The sequence below is a fragment of the Roseobacter sp. HKCCD5988 genome, assembly GCF_037830355.1.
GTDB lineage: Bacteria > Pseudomonadota > Alphaproteobacteria > Rhodobacterales > Rhodobacteraceae > M30B80.
Genome location: NZ_JBBLYJ010000001.1, coordinates 1,127,303 through 1,146,644, shown reverse-complemented (window position 1 = coordinate 1,146,644; position 19,342 = coordinate 1,127,303). Strand labels below are relative to the sequence as shown.

At 47.4% G+C, this 19,342-nt stretch carries 17 protein-coding genes; 3 read left to right on the top strand and 14 right to left on the bottom strand.

Features of this window, described 5'->3' with window-relative positions:
- Window positions 1–19: 19 nt before the first annotated feature.
- The 4 genes from AAC636_RS05720 to AAC636_RS05705 all read right to left on the bottom strand — a co-directional run bounded on the left by AAC636_RS05720 (window position 20) and on the right by AAC636_RS05705 (window position 5,520).
- On the bottom strand, window positions 20–1,732 hold the full coding sequence (locus AAC636_RS05720) for an ABC transporter ATP-binding protein (protein WP_340300711.1): 1,713 nt from the start codon (window positions 1,730–1,732) through the stop codon (window positions 20–22).
- A gap of 24 nt (window positions 1,733–1,756) precedes the next feature.
- Window positions 1,757–3,025 carry an O-antigen ligase family protein gene (locus AAC636_RS05715; RefSeq protein WP_340300710.1) on the bottom strand — a complete coding sequence of 423 codons (1,269 nt, stop codon included), beginning with the start codon at window positions 3,023–3,025 and terminating at the stop codon, window positions 1,757–1,759.
- Between the two features lie 55 nt (window positions 3,026–3,080).
- Window positions 3,081–3,920, bottom strand: a complete 840-nt coding sequence (locus AAC636_RS05710; protein WP_340300709.1) for a hypothetical protein — start codon at window positions 3,918–3,920, stop codon at window positions 3,081–3,083.
- Window positions 3,921–4,086: 166 nt separating this feature from the next.
- Complete coding sequence (locus AAC636_RS05705) at window positions 4,087–5,520, bottom strand: mannose-1-phosphate guanylyltransferase/mannose-6-phosphate isomerase (RefSeq protein ID WP_340300708.1); 1,434 nt, start codon at window positions 5,518–5,520, stop codon at window positions 4,087–4,089.
- Window positions 5,521–5,679: 159 nt separating this feature from the next.
- On the opposite strand from AAC636_RS05705, the gene gmd reads away from it, so the two are divergent.
- From gmd to AAC636_RS05690, 3 genes are all read left to right on the top strand, one after another.
- Entirely contained in the window at window positions 5,680–6,798 is a 1,119-nt protein-coding gene (gmd, locus tag AAC636_RS05700) for a GDP-mannose 4,6-dehydratase (RefSeq protein WP_340300707.1), read from the top strand.
- On the top strand, window positions 6,799–7,737 hold the full coding sequence (fcl, locus tag AAC636_RS05695) for a GDP-L-fucose synthase (protein ID WP_340300706.1): 939 nt from the start codon (window positions 6,799–6,801) through the stop codon (window positions 7,735–7,737).
- 178 nt (window positions 7,738–7,915) lie between these two features.
- A complete protein-coding gene (locus tag AAC636_RS05690) occupies window positions 7,916–9,097 on the top strand; it encodes a Wzz/FepE/Etk N-terminal domain-containing protein (RefSeq protein WP_340300705.1) in 1,182 nt (393 codons plus the stop codon).
- A gap of 218 nt (window positions 9,098–9,315) precedes the next feature.
- Here the strand turns inward: AAC636_RS05690 and galU are convergent, their stop codons facing one another.
- The 10 genes from galU to AAC636_RS05640 form a co-directional block, all read right to left on the bottom strand.
- Complete coding sequence (gene galU, locus AAC636_RS05685) at window positions 9,316–10,128, bottom strand: UTP--glucose-1-phosphate uridylyltransferase GalU (RefSeq protein ID WP_340301098.1); 813 nt, start codon at window positions 10,126–10,128, stop codon at window positions 9,316–9,318.
- A gap of 116 nt (window positions 10,129–10,244) precedes the next feature.
- The gene (gene rfbA, locus AAC636_RS05680; RefSeq protein ID WP_340300704.1) at window positions 10,245–11,114 is read right to left on the bottom strand and encodes a glucose-1-phosphate thymidylyltransferase RfbA; all 870 of its coding nucleotides are present in this window, start codon (window positions 11,112–11,114) and stop codon (window positions 10,245–10,247) included.
- Entirely contained in the window at window positions 11,107–11,958 is an 852-nt protein-coding gene (gene rfbD, locus AAC636_RS05675; RefSeq protein WP_340300703.1) for a dTDP-4-dehydrorhamnose reductase, read from the bottom strand. The genes rfbA and rfbD overlap by 8 nt, the downstream gene beginning before the upstream one ends.
- On the bottom strand, window positions 11,955–13,007 hold the full coding sequence (gene rfbB / locus AAC636_RS05670; RefSeq protein WP_340300702.1) for a dTDP-glucose 4,6-dehydratase: 1,053 nt from the start codon (window positions 13,005–13,007) through the stop codon (window positions 11,955–11,957). Before rfbB ends, rfbD begins: the two co-directional genes overlap by 4 nt.
- On the bottom strand, window positions 13,004–13,573 hold the full coding sequence (gene rfbC, locus AAC636_RS05665) for a dTDP-4-dehydrorhamnose 3,5-epimerase (protein WP_340300701.1): 570 nt from the start codon (window positions 13,571–13,573) through the stop codon (window positions 13,004–13,006). The genes rfbB and rfbC overlap by 4 nt, the downstream gene beginning before the upstream one ends.
- A gap of 151 nt (window positions 13,574–13,724) precedes the next feature.
- Window positions 13,725–13,985: a type II toxin-antitoxin system RelE family toxin gene (locus AAC636_RS05660; protein ID WP_340301097.1), complete on the bottom strand. Its 261-nt coding sequence runs from the start codon at window positions 13,983–13,985 to the stop codon at window positions 13,725–13,727.
- Between the two features lie 450 nt (window positions 13,986–14,435).
- The gene (gene galE, locus AAC636_RS05655; protein ID WP_340300700.1) at window positions 14,436–15,449 is read right to left on the bottom strand and encodes a UDP-glucose 4-epimerase GalE; all 1,014 of its coding nucleotides are present in this window, start codon (window positions 15,447–15,449) and stop codon (window positions 14,436–14,438) included.
- A 79-nt stretch (window positions 15,450–15,528) separates the two neighbouring features.
- Window positions 15,529–16,638, bottom strand: coding sequence for an MraY family glycosyltransferase (locus AAC636_RS05650; protein ID WP_340300699.1), 1,110 nt, complete (start codon window positions 16,636–16,638; stop codon window positions 15,529–15,531).
- 142 nt (window positions 16,639–16,780) lie between these two features.
- Entirely contained in the window at window positions 16,781–18,052 is a 1,272-nt protein-coding gene (locus AAC636_RS05645; RefSeq protein ID WP_340300698.1) for an O-antigen ligase family protein, read from the bottom strand.
- A 393-nt stretch (window positions 18,053–18,445) separates the two neighbouring features.
- Window positions 18,446–19,312, bottom strand: a complete 867-nt coding sequence (locus tag AAC636_RS05640; RefSeq protein WP_340300697.1) for a hypothetical protein — start codon at window positions 19,310–19,312, stop codon at window positions 18,446–18,448.
- Window positions 19,313–19,342: the final 30 nt, after the last annotated feature.

The window sequence follows — 19,342 nt, the reverse complement described above, 5'->3', positions numbered from 1 at the left end:
TGGTGCATCGTTGCGAACCTTAATAATAAAGGTCTTTTGGTAGTAATTTTTGTACACTACCATCTTTCACAGACCACAAATGATCAGCACCCTTCAGCGCCTCGTGGCGATGAGCTATTACTATTATCATCATATCATTCTTTAATTCGGACATTAAATCTGTAATGGTTTTTTGTGAATGTTGATCCAAGGCACTAGTTGCCTCATCAAGTATGAGCAGTCTTGGTGATTTGTATAACTCACGCGCGATTAAAAGCCGCTGCCGCTGACCAGCCGACAACGATGCTCCCTTCTCAGATAAATTAGTATCTATTCCTAATGGCAATGATTTAACATAGTTCAACAATCCTACGCTGCCCAAACAAGATTCAACCTTACACTGTATATCTGCGCCAAACTCACGATCTGAAAAATCAAAATGAATATTTTGCGCAATTGTACCCGAAAAAAGCACTCCTTCTGGTGATACGTAACCCAAACGATCGCGCCAAGATTCCCAGTCCAGTTGCGAGATGTCTCTGCCGTTAAACTTAACAGACCCACTCGACGGTTCAAGCAAACCGCAAATTACTTGTACCAATTTACTTTTACCCGAACCTGAGGGACCTACGATTGCATTAATGGATTTATCTGATAGCTCTAATGATATATTTCTTAAAATAGGTTTATTAGAAATTATAAGAGTAATATTTTCAACTACTATTGAAAGATCGGCGGCGTTTCGATAAATTTTAAGAGAATTTTCTCTAATATTTGATTTATTGCTTTGACTCGAATTTTTGAAAAATTCTAAAAGCTTTTCAAAACTTGAGAAGTATTCAATCGTATTTTGTCGACTTATCTGAAACCCCATTACGCATGCAAAGGCTCGGTAAAACAACGCAGACGAAGTCAATAAATTAGCAAAACTATAGTCATGAACATAATATGACACCACTACCGCAATAGTCAAAACCATTATTCCTAATGGCTCCTTAATAGCCAAAGTGAAGCCCGCCAAAATACCAACTTTGAGGTGCGCGATTGCAAGGGTATCAATCGCATCTAAAATTTTTGTTTGGACATTTTTTATTCGTCCTGTGACTTTTAAATATTGAAAATTATTTGTGATCTCATTGAAATCCTCTGATAACTGGATGGAATATTTCGTATTAATATTTGATAAGTATCGAACGCGCCTGTTCAAATTCAATAGCACAACGGCAATTAAAACGGAAATGACAATTGCAGTGAGACCAAAAACTGGAGCTACTAAGATTCCGAGGCCACCATATATAACCAGCTGTATAATTTGGGAATTCATATGCGAAAATTGAATAAACGACTGCAAGGCACGGGCAACTTGCTCATTTAACAAAGATTGATACTCGCCAGATTTGCCTTCGATAAAATCTAAATAAGGCTTCTCAATAACTGTCGTAAACACCTTATTTTTTAAATTTTTGAGAAGAATTGATCTTGTCTTTGCATTATATCTTAAGGCCAGAAAGGTCAAAAACGACTTAGAAAAGAATAATAATATTATTATTGCAAATAATACATAAATATTAACATTGAAATCTCCGATTAATATATCTTGCTGGAAATTTGGCCCGCTTAAAATTTTGCCTAAAAAAGGCAAAACAAGCATTATCCCAAAGCTCTCTGACATTGCTGCAGATGCAGACAGGAAAAGGGTAATGTAAAGTCGATACCCCACGATTGAAAAATATCCATCGTACATATCTCTCATGGCGGACCCAACATTTTTTCTATCTTAATCCCTAGCGAAAGAATTTCGCCTGTCCAAATATGCACCCGCAATCGACACAATAGCCATTCCGGCATGACCATGCTCGTTCATCATAGTTGTGTTCCCGAAGCCGGCCACAATAAAACCAACTACTACTAGAACTGCCGAGATCGCGACTGCACGGTCAAGTTTGGGTAGATCATAATTATTCTTTGCGATCGGAACGAAAAACCGCAAGTAACGATACAAGAGTAGAAACAAAATCGCCACGCCAAACAAACCCCTTTCAATGAGGATTGTCAAAAATAAATTATGCCCGTGCGGGACATGGAGATATCGAGCCGGATCGTAAATTTCTCCAAGCAGTTCCAGTTCTGCTTGGACAGCAACTTCTGAAGTAACCGGACCAAAGCTAAACCACCCCGTACCGATTAAAGGATGATTGCCCCAAACAAGCAGAGCGGCACGGAAAATCTTATCGCGTCCGGAGAATATATCACCAGTTTGGATTAAATTGATCAACTCATCTTGGATTCCGACGGACCAAGGAGCAAGAAACACAATTAATAAAAAAGCTACAACTGATATAAATATAGTATATTTAATATGTGCATTACTTCTATTGAAATTCAAATAAACTGAAATCAAAAGTATCAAGGCAATGGATATCGCACCCACAATACTTTTTGATGCAGGCGCAAAAAGCAATGAGGCTGCGACCGAAATTGTACCAATGACGATCAACATGCGGCATCTTGAGAAAAGCGCTCCCAAACCCACTGCAAGAACAACCAAAGTGTACATCGATGAGTGGTTAACGTGACCCACAGATCGCATCTCAGGAAAAGGTGCACCAGTGACGTACATAATGTATAAACTTTGATAAATTGCCCATACCCCGCCAAACATTAATGCTGAGAACAAGTAATTCACATGCGCAGAAGTGTAAGAAAGGCGTCCCGCCGCAAGAACAAACAACGCAAGAAGAGACCACCGACCCCCAGATGACCATTCTACCTCAAAAAACTCTGAACTATACAGTGGACTAATCCACAATATAAATGCCAGGAAAAATATCGGCCAAAAAAATGGCGACGACACTCCAATTGATTTAGTAATATAAGCCCTGTAAAGCCATACTACTAAAAACAATATAGATATTATGTTTTTAGGGGCTTCATAACTTGGCAATACAAAAAGTGTGATAGCAATTAAATTCAACTCCAGGCCACTGGCCAAACGAGGCGAGCAAATTTTTAGAATTTTATTTCTGATGGCAATATGAGTAGACAACAATTAAAATCCGTTTATTTGAGAATACAAGAAACTTTATCTTTGGATTTTCATCTCAATCACTGCTTGTTTGCTTCACATAATTATTCACCTTTAAAAATAAATTTCGAGATATGTATTCCAAATATCCCTCAAAAAAGAAATATAAATTTAAAGGAAATTTAAATAATCTATATATTTTTGATCTCCCGGTTCTGTTCCTGAAAGCCAAAAAGGGCATTGCTTTTAAGCGCCTTGGATCACAGTCCCACGTTTCGCGATCATTTAAAACGTAGAAGTCATCTTCGTTTATGCAGATCGTTAGGCAACTCTGGTCGTGCCGATGAGATCGGTATGAACTTGGCTGCTGTGTAACCGGATCCTTCAAGAGATCGCCATCATTATTTGCACAAACACGCAACCAATTGTCTATCAACGATAAAGTCTCATCACATTTACGCATCAAAAATACAGTGGCTGAAATTTGATACATAGAATTGCGCATATCTTTTGGACACAAAATATCAGAATCTTTACTCCACTCTGATTGAAGATAGGGTAATTTAAAAAAAATCGCAGGCTTATCTCGTAATAAATTGAGATAATCAGAAAATTTCTTGGAGCCGAATCTATTCAACTCGCAACCAGCATCAATATATATTAATATATCGCCTGTATTTATATCATTTAATTTTTTATTCACCAAGTATGGCTTCCAGGAATATAAACCGTATCCTGTTGGATATCTTTCTGGAAAATTATGGAATAGTTTAAAATACTCAATATCAAGATCTTTAGCCGTTAGATGTTCTGATAGATCAATTTCTTTGATTCTCCGAGCCTGGCTTATCACCCGTCTTCCTGCATCACGATAACGCTCACTCCCTTCTGAAAACGTAATTAAATGCACTCTCATTTTTGAAAACCTTGCCCACTAGATAGCTTGTAAAAAAGTTACTCATCTAACTTCTTAATATTTAATTGTATTGCCTGCGCCCTATTTATGTGTGAGTAAGGAAAAATTTTATGAGGCCAATTCAAGTTAATCACTTAATTCAAAAAGCATCGCTAATAAAAAATAATCAAGACTGTTCTTCCAAATTACGATTGTAGACGTCTTCATACCGAATAATGTCATCCTCGCCAAGGTAAATTCCAGTTTGAACCTCAATTATTCTTAAAGGCTGAGTGTAAGGATTTTCCATGCGGTGTACCGCGCCAAGAGGTACATACACTGACTCATTCTCCGTTACTATTTTCACATCATCACCAATGGTTACCCGCGCCGTACCTGCAACCACTATCCAATGCTCAGCTCGATATTTATGTGACTGCAGAGACAATTTACCGCCCGGTTTGACTACAATGCTCTTCACCTGAAATCGTTTCCCTACGGCAAGGCTCTCAAACGACCCCCACGGCCGATAATCCCTCTTAAATTCTGTTGCTTGCTTTACGCCATCTGCCTTCATCAAGTCCACAATGCCTCTTACTTTTTGGCTCTTGTCTTTTGAAGCAATCAAAACCGCGTCACCTGTGGCAACGGCAACAATATCTTTCAGGCCAATCCCTACCAACTTCACATTTTTGTCGTCACTCTTAAGATAACTTCCTTCGCTCTCTATAATGTACGAATTTTCCGAAACAATATTACCACGATCATCAGCACGATCGCGCGATTGCTCGGCGACAGCAGACCAAGAGCCAAGGTCTGACCATTCGCCATCATATGGCATGACCGAAAGATTATCGGCCTTCTCCATAATCGAATAGTCAATTGATGTAGAAGTTAGTTCAGACCACTCTTTTTCACCTAAGCGGATAAAATCTAAGTCAGATTTGCTCGCATCTAGTGCATTGCGTGCGGCATCAAGAATGTCCGGCGCATATGCTTCAAAAGCCTTTAACATCACATCTGCCCTAAACAGAAATATGCCAGCATTCCAAAGGTAATCACCACCGGCAATCATATCCCGCGCCGCAGCTTCATTTGGCTTTTCAACAAATCGCGTGAGGTCTCGACACCCCCCCTGACCTTCTGTTCCGATTTGCAAGTAACCATAACCAGTTTCTGGCCTGGTCGGGCGAATTCCAAATGTAACTATCTTTCCCGACTTGGCGGTGAAACTCGCCGCATTTACCGCGGACCTGAAATGCCTATCGTCCGGAATGACGTGATCAGATGGTGTCAGAAGCAAAAGGCCATCGGGTTGAGATTGAGCCACCAAAAGTGATGCTATTGCAACTGCAGGTGCAGTATTCCGACCAAAAGGCTCTAACATAATCGAAGCGGGCTCAACACCAATTGCCTGCAATTGATCTGCAACTGTGAAGCGGAATTGAGAACCAGTTATAATTATTGGAGCATTGAAGCCCTCCGCTGATGTGCGGACTGCCGACTGCTGAAATAGACTGCCTTCACCATACAGTTGAACAAACTGCTTCGGAAAAGTACTCCTACTCACCGGCCATAGGCGCGTACCAGAGCCTCCGCAGAGGATAACCGGATATATCACTTTTCAAATACCCCAACACCACAGAAGCAAACATAACATGCAATCTTTTAGATCAAACACCCCGACAAGCCAATGGCATTAAACCAGTTTGCTCTGTTTTGTTGCAAGGCAGATCAACAGGCTTTATTGCCATTCTGAAGATAAGCAGTGGAGGTAAAGGTGAAGAAAGCATTAATAACTGGGATAACCGGACAGGACGGCTCCTACCTCGCAGAATTCTTGCTAAGCAAAGGTTATGAAGTGCATGGTATCAAACGCCGTGCCTCTCTTTTCAATACCCAGCGCGTTGATCATATTTACGAAGACCCCCATATGGACAACTCACGCTTCAAGTTACATTACGGGGATCTGACTGACAGCTCCAATCTCACACGTATTCTCCGCGATATTGAGCCTGACGAAGTATACAATCTAGGCGCTCAATCCCATGTCGCAGTGAGTTTTGAGGCACCCGAATATACTGCTGACGTGGACGCAATAGGCACTTTGCGTCTATTAGAAGCCATACGCTTTCTTGGCTTAGAAAGCAAAACGCGATTTTATCAGGCATCAACGTCTGAGTTGTATGGCATGGTGCAAGAAACACCTCAGAGTGAGACGACGCCATTTTATCCGCGCAGCCCATACGCTGTAGCAAAGTTATACGCCTACTGGATTTGCGTAAACTATCGCGAAGCATACGGGATATACGCATGCAACGGCATATTATTCAATCACGAAAGTCCGCGGCGCGGTGAGACTTTCGTCACAAGAAAAATCACTCGCGGCATGGCAAACATAGCAATGGGTTTAGAAAAATGCCTCTATATGGGCAACATTGATAGCCTTCGCGATTGGGGCCACGCGAAAGACTACGTCAAAATGCAGTGGATGATGTTGCAGCAAGATCAGCCAGAGGACTTTGTGATCGCGACTGGTCAACAATACAGCGTGCGCGAATTCATAAATTGGACTGCCAATGAGTTGGGGATTTCACTAGAATTCTCGGGAGATGGAATTGAAGAGATCGCAACCGTCACTGCAGTCAACAGCGACAAGGCACCATCTCTTAAGGTTGGCGACGTCGTGATGCGAATTGATGAGCGCTACTTCAGGCCGTCAGAAGTAGATACGCTGCTAGGCGACCCCTCGAAAGCAAAAGAAAAACTGGGATGGGTTCCAGAAATTACTGCGCAGCAAATGTGTGCAGAAATGGTGGAGGCAGATTTGGTAGCAGCTCGCCGTTCAAAGCTATTGTCCGATCATGGCTTAAATCTGCCTGTAAGCGTGGAGACTTAAATGGCCTACGACCTCAATGGCAAGCGTGTCTACGTTGCAGGCCACCGAGGCATGGTTGGGGCAGCAGTTTGCCGCAGGCTGGAACAAGATAACGTTGAGATTATCACTGCATCTCGATCTGACCTCGACTTGAGGGACAACCAATCCGTCGAAAAATGGATGAAGGATGCCCGACCAGACGCCATCATCGTCGCTGCTGCAAAAGTGGGTGGCATTCACGCAAACAACACATACCCCGTCGATTTCTTGCTTGAGAACTTGATGATCCAGAATTCGGTTATTTCTGCTGCACATCATGCGGATGTCGAGCGCCTACTCTTTTTGGGATCTTCATGTATCTACCCTAAAATGGCTAAGCAGCCAATCAGTGAGGATGCACTACTGACAGGAGCCCTCGAGGCCACCAACGAGCCTTACGCGATTGCCAAAATAGCTGGCATAAAACTTGTTGAGGCCTACAGGCGGCAGCACGGACGAGATTGGATTTCCGCAATGCCAACCAATTTATATGGACCTGGGGACAATTATCACCCGGAGAATTCCCACGTCTTACCGGCACTGCTGCGTCGATTTCACGAAGCCAAAAGCCGTGGCGACGACACTGTGACGCTTTGGGGTACTGGCACACCGTTGCGAGAGTTCATGCATGTAGATGATTTGGCAGACGCACTGATATTCTGTCTGAAACACTATTCGGATAGCCAGCATATAAACGTTGGGTCAGGCCATGAAGTCAGCATTCGTGAACTGGCGCTGATCATCGCAGAAGCGGTAGGCGGCAACTTTAATCTGGAATTTGACACTACTAAGCCTGACGGAACTCCGCGCAAATTAATGGACAGTGAAAAACTTAGAAAACTTGGTTGGGCACCTAAAATACCATTAAATTCCGGCATAAAGAGTACATACTCTGAAATAAAAAATACTGATTGGGCCTAGCCTGCGCGCGTATGCACAGCGCTCAATTTAAAGGGCCATTTAACAAGACTATGTTACCCTCAGAAAATTTCCAAGAAGGCTCGCCGACAAGCTCTCTAACGGGGAGTTGCGAAAGATACCAAAGCTCAGTACACAACTTTGGCAGAGATAAAAATTACGGTTTGGAGGCAGTTCCGCGATGCCAGATATTGAAAACAACGCAGACGAAATTGACCTCCTAGAACTCATCCAACGCCTTTGGGATGGGAAGTGGTTGATTGGCGGGATATCAGCAGCTGCACTCACAATCGGCGGAGCATACGTTGCACTGACACCGAATAAATTTGATGCATCAATTGTTATTCGGCCACTCGACGCGGCGGCATTTGAGCGCTTTCGACCAATTAATGACGCAATCCTCGTCGCGCGAGACACAGCCGGGCCAACGACACCTTACTTGTCATCGCCCAGCCTTCTCGCCGAATTCACTGAGGTTCTACTCCAGCGTAAGACGATTGCCCAGGCGGCCGGTGACAGTGAAGGTATGATTGGGGGCGATTTCCAAGGCGGGAGTTCTCTCGATGCTGCGCTCATAGAATTTGCATTTGGAGTAGACGTCAAGCCAATAGAAATTCCCTTCCCATCCATCAGCGGGACCTCTAACACTGCCACTGCTTGGCGGTTAACGTGGCAGGCGAGTGACGAGGACGTCAGTGACGCATTCATTTCTGACGCACTGCGCATGACAAATGATGCGGCTCGGGAGCGCTTGCTGCAGCGGATCTCCGGCGAAGCAGAACAAATTCAACGCACTAATGCGCGAAGCGCAGCGCAGCTGGAACAAGAAATCGAAAACGCTATCGAGGACTATCGCGTGCAAGTGAGCGACAGCCTAGCATATCTCTCCGAGCAGGCATCTCTTGCGAGGGTCTTGGGTATTGAGTACGGCAAAGGAACTGGAACTGGAACTGGAACTGGAACTACAAACTTTAACACAAACTCTCGATCAAGCGCATTGAACGTATCAAGTGGCATGACTTACCTCACGGGCTACAGGGCGCTCGAGGAGCAGATATCAGTCCTCTCATCTCGCGAGCAATTTGAGGCATTTGTGCCAGGGCTGCGGGACCTGCAGTCCGAACTGAGGTCTGTCGAGCAGGACACTGGCGCCGACGAACTCCTGGCTGCGGTTGAGGCAACGCCACTCTCAAGCGCGTCTGAATTTCAGGCCGCGCAGTATGACCTCGCGTCAATCGAGGTCACGCAACAAAAGAATATCAGCCTCATCCTAGCCCTCTCGCTAGTCCTAGGCGGATTTTTGGGGGCAGTCACAGTATTGCTTAGAGCCGCTGTGAAGGCGCGGAAGTCGTCTTCTGATTAAAACAAGACTTCTGCAAAATATCAAAAACGCGTCTTGTGATAGATCTTCATGCCATGAGAGTGCCATCATTTCATAGCTTAACACAGTGGCAATGAATGCGGAGCTGGACCACCACACTGTAAGCATGAACTCTGGACCTGAATAAGAAGCTAACAGATCAGATGACAGCCATATGTCTTGGGCAGAGCCACAAGCAGGCCACTGCAATCAAAGACTGACTACCGCCCCGCGACCGCTATTATGGCATCAAGATAGCCCTGAACACTGCCGCAATCAAAACGGCGGGCTCGAAGTGTCACAGCCTCCACAGCGCCATTTGCTGCCTGAGCATTAATCGCGTCAGCGAGCTGGATCTCCCCACCTGCGCCGGGCTTCTGTGCGCGCAATATGTCAAAAATATCTGGAGTGAGGACATATCGGCCGATACTCGCCAAGTTCGACGGCGCATCTTCAGCGTTCGGCTTCTCGACAAGGCCGGCTACGGATCCAGAAGCCGGCCCAGGAACCACGACGCCATACTTTGAGATGTCCGAGCCGTTCACTTCCATCACGCTCAGCTGAGTGCGCCCAGATGCTTCAAAAGCGCGCGCAAGCTCCGCCGTCGCGCCCTCCCCCTCCCCCGTTAAAAAATCATCCGCTAGGAGTACGGCGAATGGCTCACTGCCGACCACTCTCTCAGCGCACAGAACCGCGTGGCCGAGGCCCAGCTGCTCTGCCTGCCGCACGAAAATGCACTCAATTCCCTCCGGCAGGATATTTTTGACCATGTCAGCCTGCTCGTGCTTTCCTTTGGCGCGCAGTGCCATCTCGAGCTCCTGGTTATTGTCGAAGTGATCCTCGATTGCACGCTTATTGCGCCCAGTCACAAAGATGAGAGTGTCAATGCCAGCGGCTATAGCTTCCTCCGCCGCGTACTGTATCAGCGGCTTGTCTACAATTGGCAGCAGTTCTTTGGGCATTGCCTTAGTTGCAGGCAGAAACCGCGTTCCAAAGCCCGCAACCGGAAACACTGCCTTCCTCAACTTACGCATAATAGGACCGATCAATTATCCGACATTTCACCCAACACCCTCTTAATACACTCTCCACACGATGCAAGGCGCGGATGTAATTTTGTCATAAAGTGGGCAGCGTTAATGCGTGTAAACTAAAGTAAACTTTTCAAATACTGCCCGTAATCCGTCTTGGATAGAAGTTCAATGTTTCGGGACATCTGCTTCTCGGAAATCCAGCCCGACTGAAACGCTATCTCGTCTGGACTGCAGACCCTGACGCCCTGGCTTTTTTGGATAGTGCGGACGTAATTGGAGGCGTCGTTTAGGCTGTCATGCGTCCCAGTGTCAAGCCAAGTGTGACCCCGGCCAAGTTTTGTCATGAGAAGTGAACCCTCAGATATGTAGGACGTCAAAACCTCAACAATTTCTAACTCGCCACGCTTGGAAGGCCGAACGGCTTTAGCGCGTTCACTTGCCGTGCCATCGAGAAAATACAGGCCGGTCACGGCGTAGGAAGACGGCGGCTTATCAGGTTTCTCAACGATCGACGTGAGAGTGCCGTCATCGCTAAAACTTGCCACGCCATAGCGACGCGGGTCTGCGACGTGATACCCAAAAACTGATCCACCAGACATCTGGCGCGCGGCGTTACGAAGCATTTCGGTGAGCCCGTAGCCGTGAAAGATATTGTCCCCAAGAATTAGGGCCGATGGAGCACCCGCGAGGAAATCTTCTGCGATGAGATAGGCCTCGGCGAGGCCATTTGGATGCTCCTGAACCGCATACTGGATCTTGAGCCCCCAAGCCTCTCCATCCCCCAAGAGCCGCTTGAATTGGTCCTGATCGTCTGGGGTCGTGATAACAAGAATTTCTCGAATACCGGCCAGCATCAAGATGCTCAGGGGATAGTATATCATTGGCTTGTCGTAGACAGGCATGAGCTGCTTCGACACAGCGAGCGTCAGAGGGTAGAGCCGTGTTCCGGAGCCACCCGCGAGAATAATGCCCTTGCGATCAAACATTTGCGTCACCTATTTCCTTTATTACTCTCACGAGGTCGCCCCTCCAATCAGGTTGCGTCACTCCGAACGTCTCTCGCGTTGACTGACAGTCTAACACTGAATACAGAGGCCGCTGCGCCTTTGTCGGGTATGAGTCAGTGGCAATAGGCGTCAAATCCACCTCTGAGCCAGATATTTCAAAGATCTCTCGAGCGAACTCGAACCAGCTCACCTGCGGCGCTCCGGAGAAATGAAAAGTTCCGCAAATGCTTCTGTCCGCGATCATGTTCTTCGCGATTTCAACACAGCAATTGGCAATAGACGCCGCAGACGTGGGACAGCCAATTTGGTCACTCACAACTGAGAGCTGTCCACGCTCCCCGCCGAGCCTCAGCATAGTCTTCACAAAGTTAGAGCCATAGCGCGAAAAAACCCACGACGTGCGGAGGATGGCGTGCCGGCAGCCAGATGCCAAAATAGCCTCCTCCCCCGCACGCTTACTCGCTCCGTATACACCCAGTGGATTGCACGCATCTTCCGGGAGATATGGGCGTGTGCCTCGGCCATCGAAAACGTAATCCGTCGATATGTGGACGATTGGAATATCAAGGGCCCTGCACACGCGGGCCACCTCACCCGAGGCTAATGCATTAATTCGATGGGCGACGTCGGCTTCGTCCTCCGCGGCGTCGACTGCGGTGTAGGCAGCAGCGTTTATGACAGCCAGCGGGCTGGCACGCTCTATCACCTCGGATATCGACGCGAGATCACAAAAATCGACATCGGGCCTGCCGACAGCGAAAACGCCCGGCAGTCGCTTCAGCTCAGATGCGACCTGGCCAGTGGATCCCAAGACGAGGATCATTTGCGCGCCATTCCCAAACGATTTCCAACACCGTCTCGATCCAAGAGGGGCCGCCACCAGTCCTCATTGTCGATGTACCAGCTCACAGTCATCTCAAGCCCGCGCTCTAAAGTCACTGACGGCTCCCACCCTAGATCCTGTCGGATCTTTTTGGCGTCTATTGCATACCTGCGGTCGTGCCCGGGTCGGTCGGCGACGAATTCAATTAAGTCTGCGTAAGTGCCTCTGTCTCGAGTGAGACGGTTGTCCAATATCTCACAAATCATGCGAACAATATCGATATTAGAGGCCTCACTGTCGCCACCGATATTGTAACTCTCTCCGACCTTGCCCTCTCGTAGCACCGCCATGAGTGCGCGGGCGTGATCCTCGACGAATAACCAGTCTCGTATGTTTTGTCCGTCGCCATAGACCGGTATCCGTCGGCCATGCAGCGCGTTAATGATGACCACCGGAATGAGCTTTTCAGGGAAATGATAGGGCCCATAGTTATTCGAACAATTGGTCATCACAACTGGCAAACCGTAAGTGTGGTACCACGCCCTCACCAAGTGGTCAGACCCAGCCTTAGACGCCGAGTAGGGGCTGCGAGGATCATACGGTGTGCATTCAGTGAATTTCACGCTTGGATCGCTCGGCAGAGAGCCGAATACTTCGTCAGTACTCACGTGGTGGAACCGGAAGTGGCGATGTTGTCCAACTGCGTCCCAATAGCTCCGCGCCGCCTCCAATAGATTAAAGGTACCCAAGAGATTGGTCGACACAAAGTCAGCTGGGCCATCAATCGAGCGATCCACGTGGCTCTCAGCCGCGAGATGCATGACGGCGTCGGGACAGTGCCGCGAGAAAACCCCATCGAGCGCCGCACGATCTCGAATGTCGACGTGTTCAAAGTGATACAGATCAGACCCGCTAATCGACTTAACGCTGTCGATATTTGCCGCGTAAGTGAGAGCGTCAACGTTGACGACAGACACACCAGCGCCTATGGCATGCCGGACGACCGCAGAGCCAATGAAGCCGGCGCCACCTGTCACAAGGAGCTTCATGTCCATGCCTCAAAATTAAACGGTGACGTCACATCGCCCAACAGAGGCGCAATCGCATCCCTTTCGGAAATTGTGGTGCTACGGTCAATAATTGGCCAATCAATCCCTATATCTGGGTCGTCAAACCGAACCGCCCCCTCGCACTCCGGCGCGTAGAAATCGGAGCACTTGTAGACAATTTCGGTGTCATCCTCGAGTGTCACAAATCCATGGGCAAAACCCGACGGTATGTAGAGCTGACGCCCGTTTTCGGACGACAGCACCTCGCCATGCCACTGACCATAAGTGGGCGACCCAACTCTGATATCCACCGCCACATCAAATAGACTACCCCGCCCACATCTCACGAGTTTGGCTTGGGCGTGAGGAGGGGATTGGTAATGGAGCCCCCTCACAGTCCCAGCAAATTCCGAAACTGAGTGATTATCCTGCACGAACACGGTCTCTATACCAGCCTGAGCATAAGCCCTGTGACTGTACGTTTCAGCAAAAAATCCACGCCCGTCGCCGTGGCGGGACACGGAAATCGACAAAAGACCAGGAATTTTAGTCGGGCTAGCTATCAAATTCGACCCCTAACTTTGCAATAGAGCAAACTCTTTAAGCACACCTAACCGATAGAGGTAACTCGAGGGAAGAGCGTGGAGGCAATTATTACGATTTGACGGCCGACCGGCACCTAATTGGTGTATAAACCACTTTTCGTTAAGGCGAAGTTCACTCACGCGCATCGGCAGAGCGATACACAGTCCCGCGCTCTCGCTTTCCGAAGGCAATTACCCTCACTGTGATGGTATTGTCATCAACGCTGTAAACGAGGCGATATCCAGAGGAGCGCAACTTTATTTTATTGCGATTTCTTCCGCCAGACAGACGGTCTGCCGGCACGTGAGGGGCAACAAGACGCTCACTGAGCTTTGCCTTAAACTGCGCCCTGCTTGTCGCCCCGAGCTTCTTCCACTCACGCAGCGCGGCCACGTGAAACTCGAGACTATAAGTCACTCAGATCAACACTCACAAATGGCCCCTCGCCTCGCGTGTCTGCGAGCGCGTTAAGCTCAGCGTCTTCCAGTGCCTCTAGCATTTGGCCGTACACGTCCGCCGGCACGCAGTAGAATGCCGGCGCGTTCCGGTTTAAGACTGCCACTGGCGCCCCGCCTCCAGACGCGACAGTCCCCATCGGATTTTTTTTCAATTCCGTGACACTTGCTGTGAATTCTGTGAGAACTTGACTGACCATAAATTCGCCTCCTATTGAGTGCCTTTTTTAGCACCAAATAGAGTGCCTTTCAAGCACGCCACCACAGTGCTCACCACTTATGAAATCACTCACCGGCAGTCTTTTTTAAAAATCCCCCCGCGTCGCATAATCGGCGTTTCGTGACATTTGAAGGATCGGCCGAGGCATCTGCGGGCTCTCAGCCCACGTCACATACTATTCGACTTTGACTTCTGTGAGCGCCACCTAACATCGTCCCTGCAGGCATCCTCGAAGCTTCGAAGCGGGCGCCAATTGAGGCGGGACACGATCTTCTCGTTAGCCGCGACGCTCGAAGCTGCGTCGCCCTCTCTTCGTGCTCCCATTCGCTCCGGCAGTGGCCGGCCCAGAGCGCTGGAGTAGGCATCGATCGCCTCGCGGACCGTCACCCCCCTGCCCGTCCCGACGTTGAATACCTCGAATTTATCTTCAGGGTCACATGCCAAGGCCGCCACGTGCGCATCAGCAAGGTCCGAGACGTGTATGTAGTCGCGCTCGCACGTACCATCTCGCGTCGCGTAGTCTCCACCAAATATCTCAACCTCTTTTCGGATGCCGGCGGCAGTGTCGCCCAGGATTGGCATCAAATTATTGGGAATACCGCTGGGATCCTCACCTATGACACCAGATGCATCGGCTCCAACCGGATTGAAATACCTCAGGATGACAGCCGATGACAGCTCGCCTGCCGCAACCCAGTCCCGGATGATCTCCTCCTGAAAATACTTCGTCCGGCCATACGGATTTATGGGCGAAACGCAGTGCGCCTCGTCAATCGGCACATATTCAGGCTCACCGTAGACGGTGGCTGATGACGAGAAGACGATCCGGTCACAGGAATACCGCTCCATCGCAGAGAGGATGTTGAGTGTGATACCCAAATTGACGGAGTAGTAATCGGTGGGATTGGCCACCGACTGCCCGACAGACTTGAGGCCCGCCAATTGTATCACGGCCGACGGCTTAACCTCCTGAAAGGTGCGGGAGACTGCTGCCTCGTCGGCCAATTCGACCTCGTGGCACTCGATCTGTACTCCCGCAAGTGAGTTCAATCGGCCTATCACTGACGGGTCGCTGTTTGCAAAATTGTCGACAATGACGGGCGTTTGGCCCTTTCGCAGGAGGCTCAATGTCACGTGGCTGCCGATATATCCAGCGCCTCCACAGACTAAAATCTTATTCATCAGAGCACCCACCTATACTAACATCCACCTAACAATAACTGAGCTGCATGGCGATGCAATTTAGTCGAATGCGAGTGAATTATTCCTCGCCGCGCCCGCGCCCGCGCCCGCGCCCGCGCCCGCGCCCGCGCTGAGACCAGCGCATCCCGGCGATGTATGTCAAGAAGAAGCAGGAAAATGCCACGATCGAGAGCCAGACCGTGGCGGTCACGTCGTCGTAGAACAGTACGCCTGCGAACATCGGAGCCAATGCCATTGGCACGACCATTGCAGCGGCGAGCGGATTGGCGATATGTCGGCGTCCTCGCCCAATTATAGATATCTCGAGGCCGCGCATTACCAGCTGGTGGAAGTGCAGCCGGTCGGGGCGTGTCATATCCGCACCCCGGACTGTTCTGCGCCAGATTGCCAAAAGGGTGTCGGCAATCGGCCAGAAGAATATCAAGAGGATCGCGAAGGCAGACACCTGCTGAGAGTTCCAGACAATCGACACTGAGGTCCACACTAGTATGTGCCCGATGACATATGCGCCGCCATCTCCCAAGAACACGCGCCCAAATGGAAAGTTCACCACAAAAAAGCCCGACAGGGCCGCCAAAAGGAGCCCCAGGGCTTGAAAGTGAGCAGACAAACCGACCTGTGCGCAGATCACCATGAGCGAGAAGCATATGCCCATCGAGACAAAAGAAGACAATCCGTTTAGTCCGTCGATGAGATTGAAGGCGTGCGCCACGCCAGCGCAGGCGAGCACCGTAAAGGGGATCGCAATGATTGGCATTGCCATGCCTAGGTCAACAATCGGAATATCAAGCCGCGGGAGCCACTGCCCAAACGCCGCGACGAAAGCGGCTCCTGAGACAACGGCCGCCAAAAGGCGCAGCCGCACCCCAATTGGGTAGCCCAAGTCCTCTGCCACGCCCGCCACAAATAGCGGCGCCGACACCAAGAGGAAGAGCTGATAGCTTGACGACACAGAGGGACTAGAGAACCAGAACCACGTACCAGCAAACACTGCCAAAAATACTGCGACCCCGCCAAGGCGAGACGTAGGCCGAGTGTGTGACGCCTGCACGGCAATCAAGTCTGATGCTCCGCGTCCGAGCCGAGCAAAGATGAGCAACACACTCAGTGCGAGCGACGCGCCAAATACGTAGACGGAATTTGTAAGGAAACCAGAAGCCAAAAACATGCTACAATCACTACACTATTGACAGTGGTCTTCAACATAAAACACCCTGAATATCAGAACGCGAACTACTGTCTATTATTTTAGGAGGGCGTCTCGTCGCAACGCACCAATGGGCTATGCGATTGAGACCAGGTATCAGGCATCAATCCGGTTTGTACGGCAAAAGCCCCCTGCCCCTTAGATATCCATAAGCCACACTAATGAACGCCATCCCAGCGTGGCCGTGTTCGTTCATCATGGTCGTGTTGCCCAATCCCGCAACTGCAAATCCTAAAGCAACTAAGACAACCGATAATGCACTCCCAACATCGGTACGGTCGATCTCGCCTAATCTCCACGCGATTGGTAGGAATGTTTTAAAATATAGTAACAATAAAGTCGCCACCATTACCACGCCCACTAAGCCACGCTCAATGAGAATGTTTACAAAAAGATTATGTCCATGGGGCGCATGCTGATATCGACCCGCCGAGTATGCAATACCACTATCATTTAGCGCATGCTGCACAACTTCTCTCGAAGTCGCGACACCAAAACTGTTCCACCCGGTGCCAATAAAAGGGTGCTTATCCCAGACAGCTAGAGCAGAGTTTAAGATACCTAAACGACCTGAAAAAATGTCACCACTCAAGATATCGCTTCGGATTTCATCACGCAAATCCGCGAATTGTGGGAGTAAGAACAAAAAACTAACACTGAATAAAAACAAGAAAACAAAATTAATTTTATATATCCAAGAGCGCCCCCTTAGAAATATAATGATAAAAGAAAAAGTTACAATGAATAACACTGAGACAAGGCCAACAATACTTCGAGATGCCGGCAAAAAAACAATTGTCGAGAAAATAGAAAGTAAGCCCAAACACTTAAACCAATAATCCCTCATCTTCAACGCACCGAGTCCCGCTGCAAGTGGAATTAACGAATACATGGAAGAGTGGTTGACATGGCCCACCGAGCGAAACTCGGGATAATTTTTATAATCGGGGTCCCATTGATAAAAACTATCTATGACAGCATAGATACCACCCATCATCAATGCGCCCCAAATTACCATCAACTGCCGCTCAGTGTAATTCAAGCGTGATGATGATAAAACAAACAATGCCAGGAGGGACCAACGCGGTGCAGAATCCAACGGCGAAACAAAAGATGAAAAACCTGAAAAAAAGGGAGACACCCAGAGCACCAACGCTAGCACCAAGATGGGTAAATCAAACGGCGATGAACCACCAAGCGATTTTGATTTCCAAGATTGAAAGGCCCAAACTAATAAAAACAATATACTAAAGATATTTTTTGGAGCCTCGTATAGCGGAAGACAAAAAAGCGTTAACGCTAGAAGTGATAACTCCACGTTAGATGCCGCGCGTTCAGAAAATTTTTCACTTTTATTAAAAATATTAAAATTCATTTTTCAAATTTAGTTCCCTGCGCCAATTATCAGCTGAGTTTGTCGTGAATTCTATTCACCTGATTTTCAAGAACTTTGTAACTCACTGCAACGATGATGTCTTTATATCCCCAGAAATCTTAAGAGAGAATCCATTGTACTTGCGTGACTTCCTTCAGCACTGGGCAGATCTAGATTTTTATTGGCCCTTTCAAAATCACTTAATATTATAAACTCCATAAGCGACCCAAATCTACGCAAATCTCAAGACGCTTGAATTTTAAACCTATTTACAATAATTTATTAAAAAATTAAATTATTTATAGATATTTCTTAAAAAAATTATACTTTCGATAGCTTTTATAGCACATATAATACGGTCATCGATTTAATAATCAATATTATAAAATATAATCAAGTGAATTTGGCTCTGGTCATCTCATTTAATCGTTTGAAATACGAAGATCCCAAGTTGAATTCTAACTGTCTTTTGTTATAAATTCCAAGTGGCTCTTCAAGTAGTTCAAAATAATGCTGGTCAGCGTCTTGATCATGGCAATAAATCCAATCTCGTTGCAAATTTGTTTTTAGAAATCTAGCGTTCGCCGTACGCCCATCAATCACAATCAAAGTTCCAGGTGAAAGGAAATGTTCAAAAGATAATATATCAGCAGACATTGGCATGCGATCTTTGTGGTTTGTAGTTATGCCCCTTACGCTATCCAATGGTGAAAACTGGTCAGGACCGTCAAGGTAAATGAAGTCAGGACATAAATTCGGTACAGGATCATAATATGTGCAAACCCTTCCGTTGAATTCACCCATTATAAGATCTGATTTATGATACGCTACTAATTCTAATCTGTTATTAGATTCAACTTCATCTATCCATCGTTGATAGTTATCTACTGAATGGCACTCATACAGATTATTTCTTCGCAAGATATCTTTTATGAGATCTCGATCACGCAGCTTATTTTTCATTAAAGCATCATTAAATACTATCGTGGACTTCCCTAAGCCAAACTCCAAAATAGTTGTAACTTTACGTGTATTTACCAACCAATGTAACCTACTAAGATCATCGATTTCTGCTACGAAAGCTTCGAGCAAATCTGGATTTACACTATAGGATGGATCCTTTATTATTTTCTTTTCTACTGTGCCATAATTATTTAAGTCAACACCAACCAAATCAGCAATTTTATGTTCGGATACATATGTAGAAATTTCAAAATTATTGAAAAGAATATTTTTAAAGTTAGGATTTTCTAGTATCATTTTTTCCTCTCCTAGCTAATGGCCATCTCT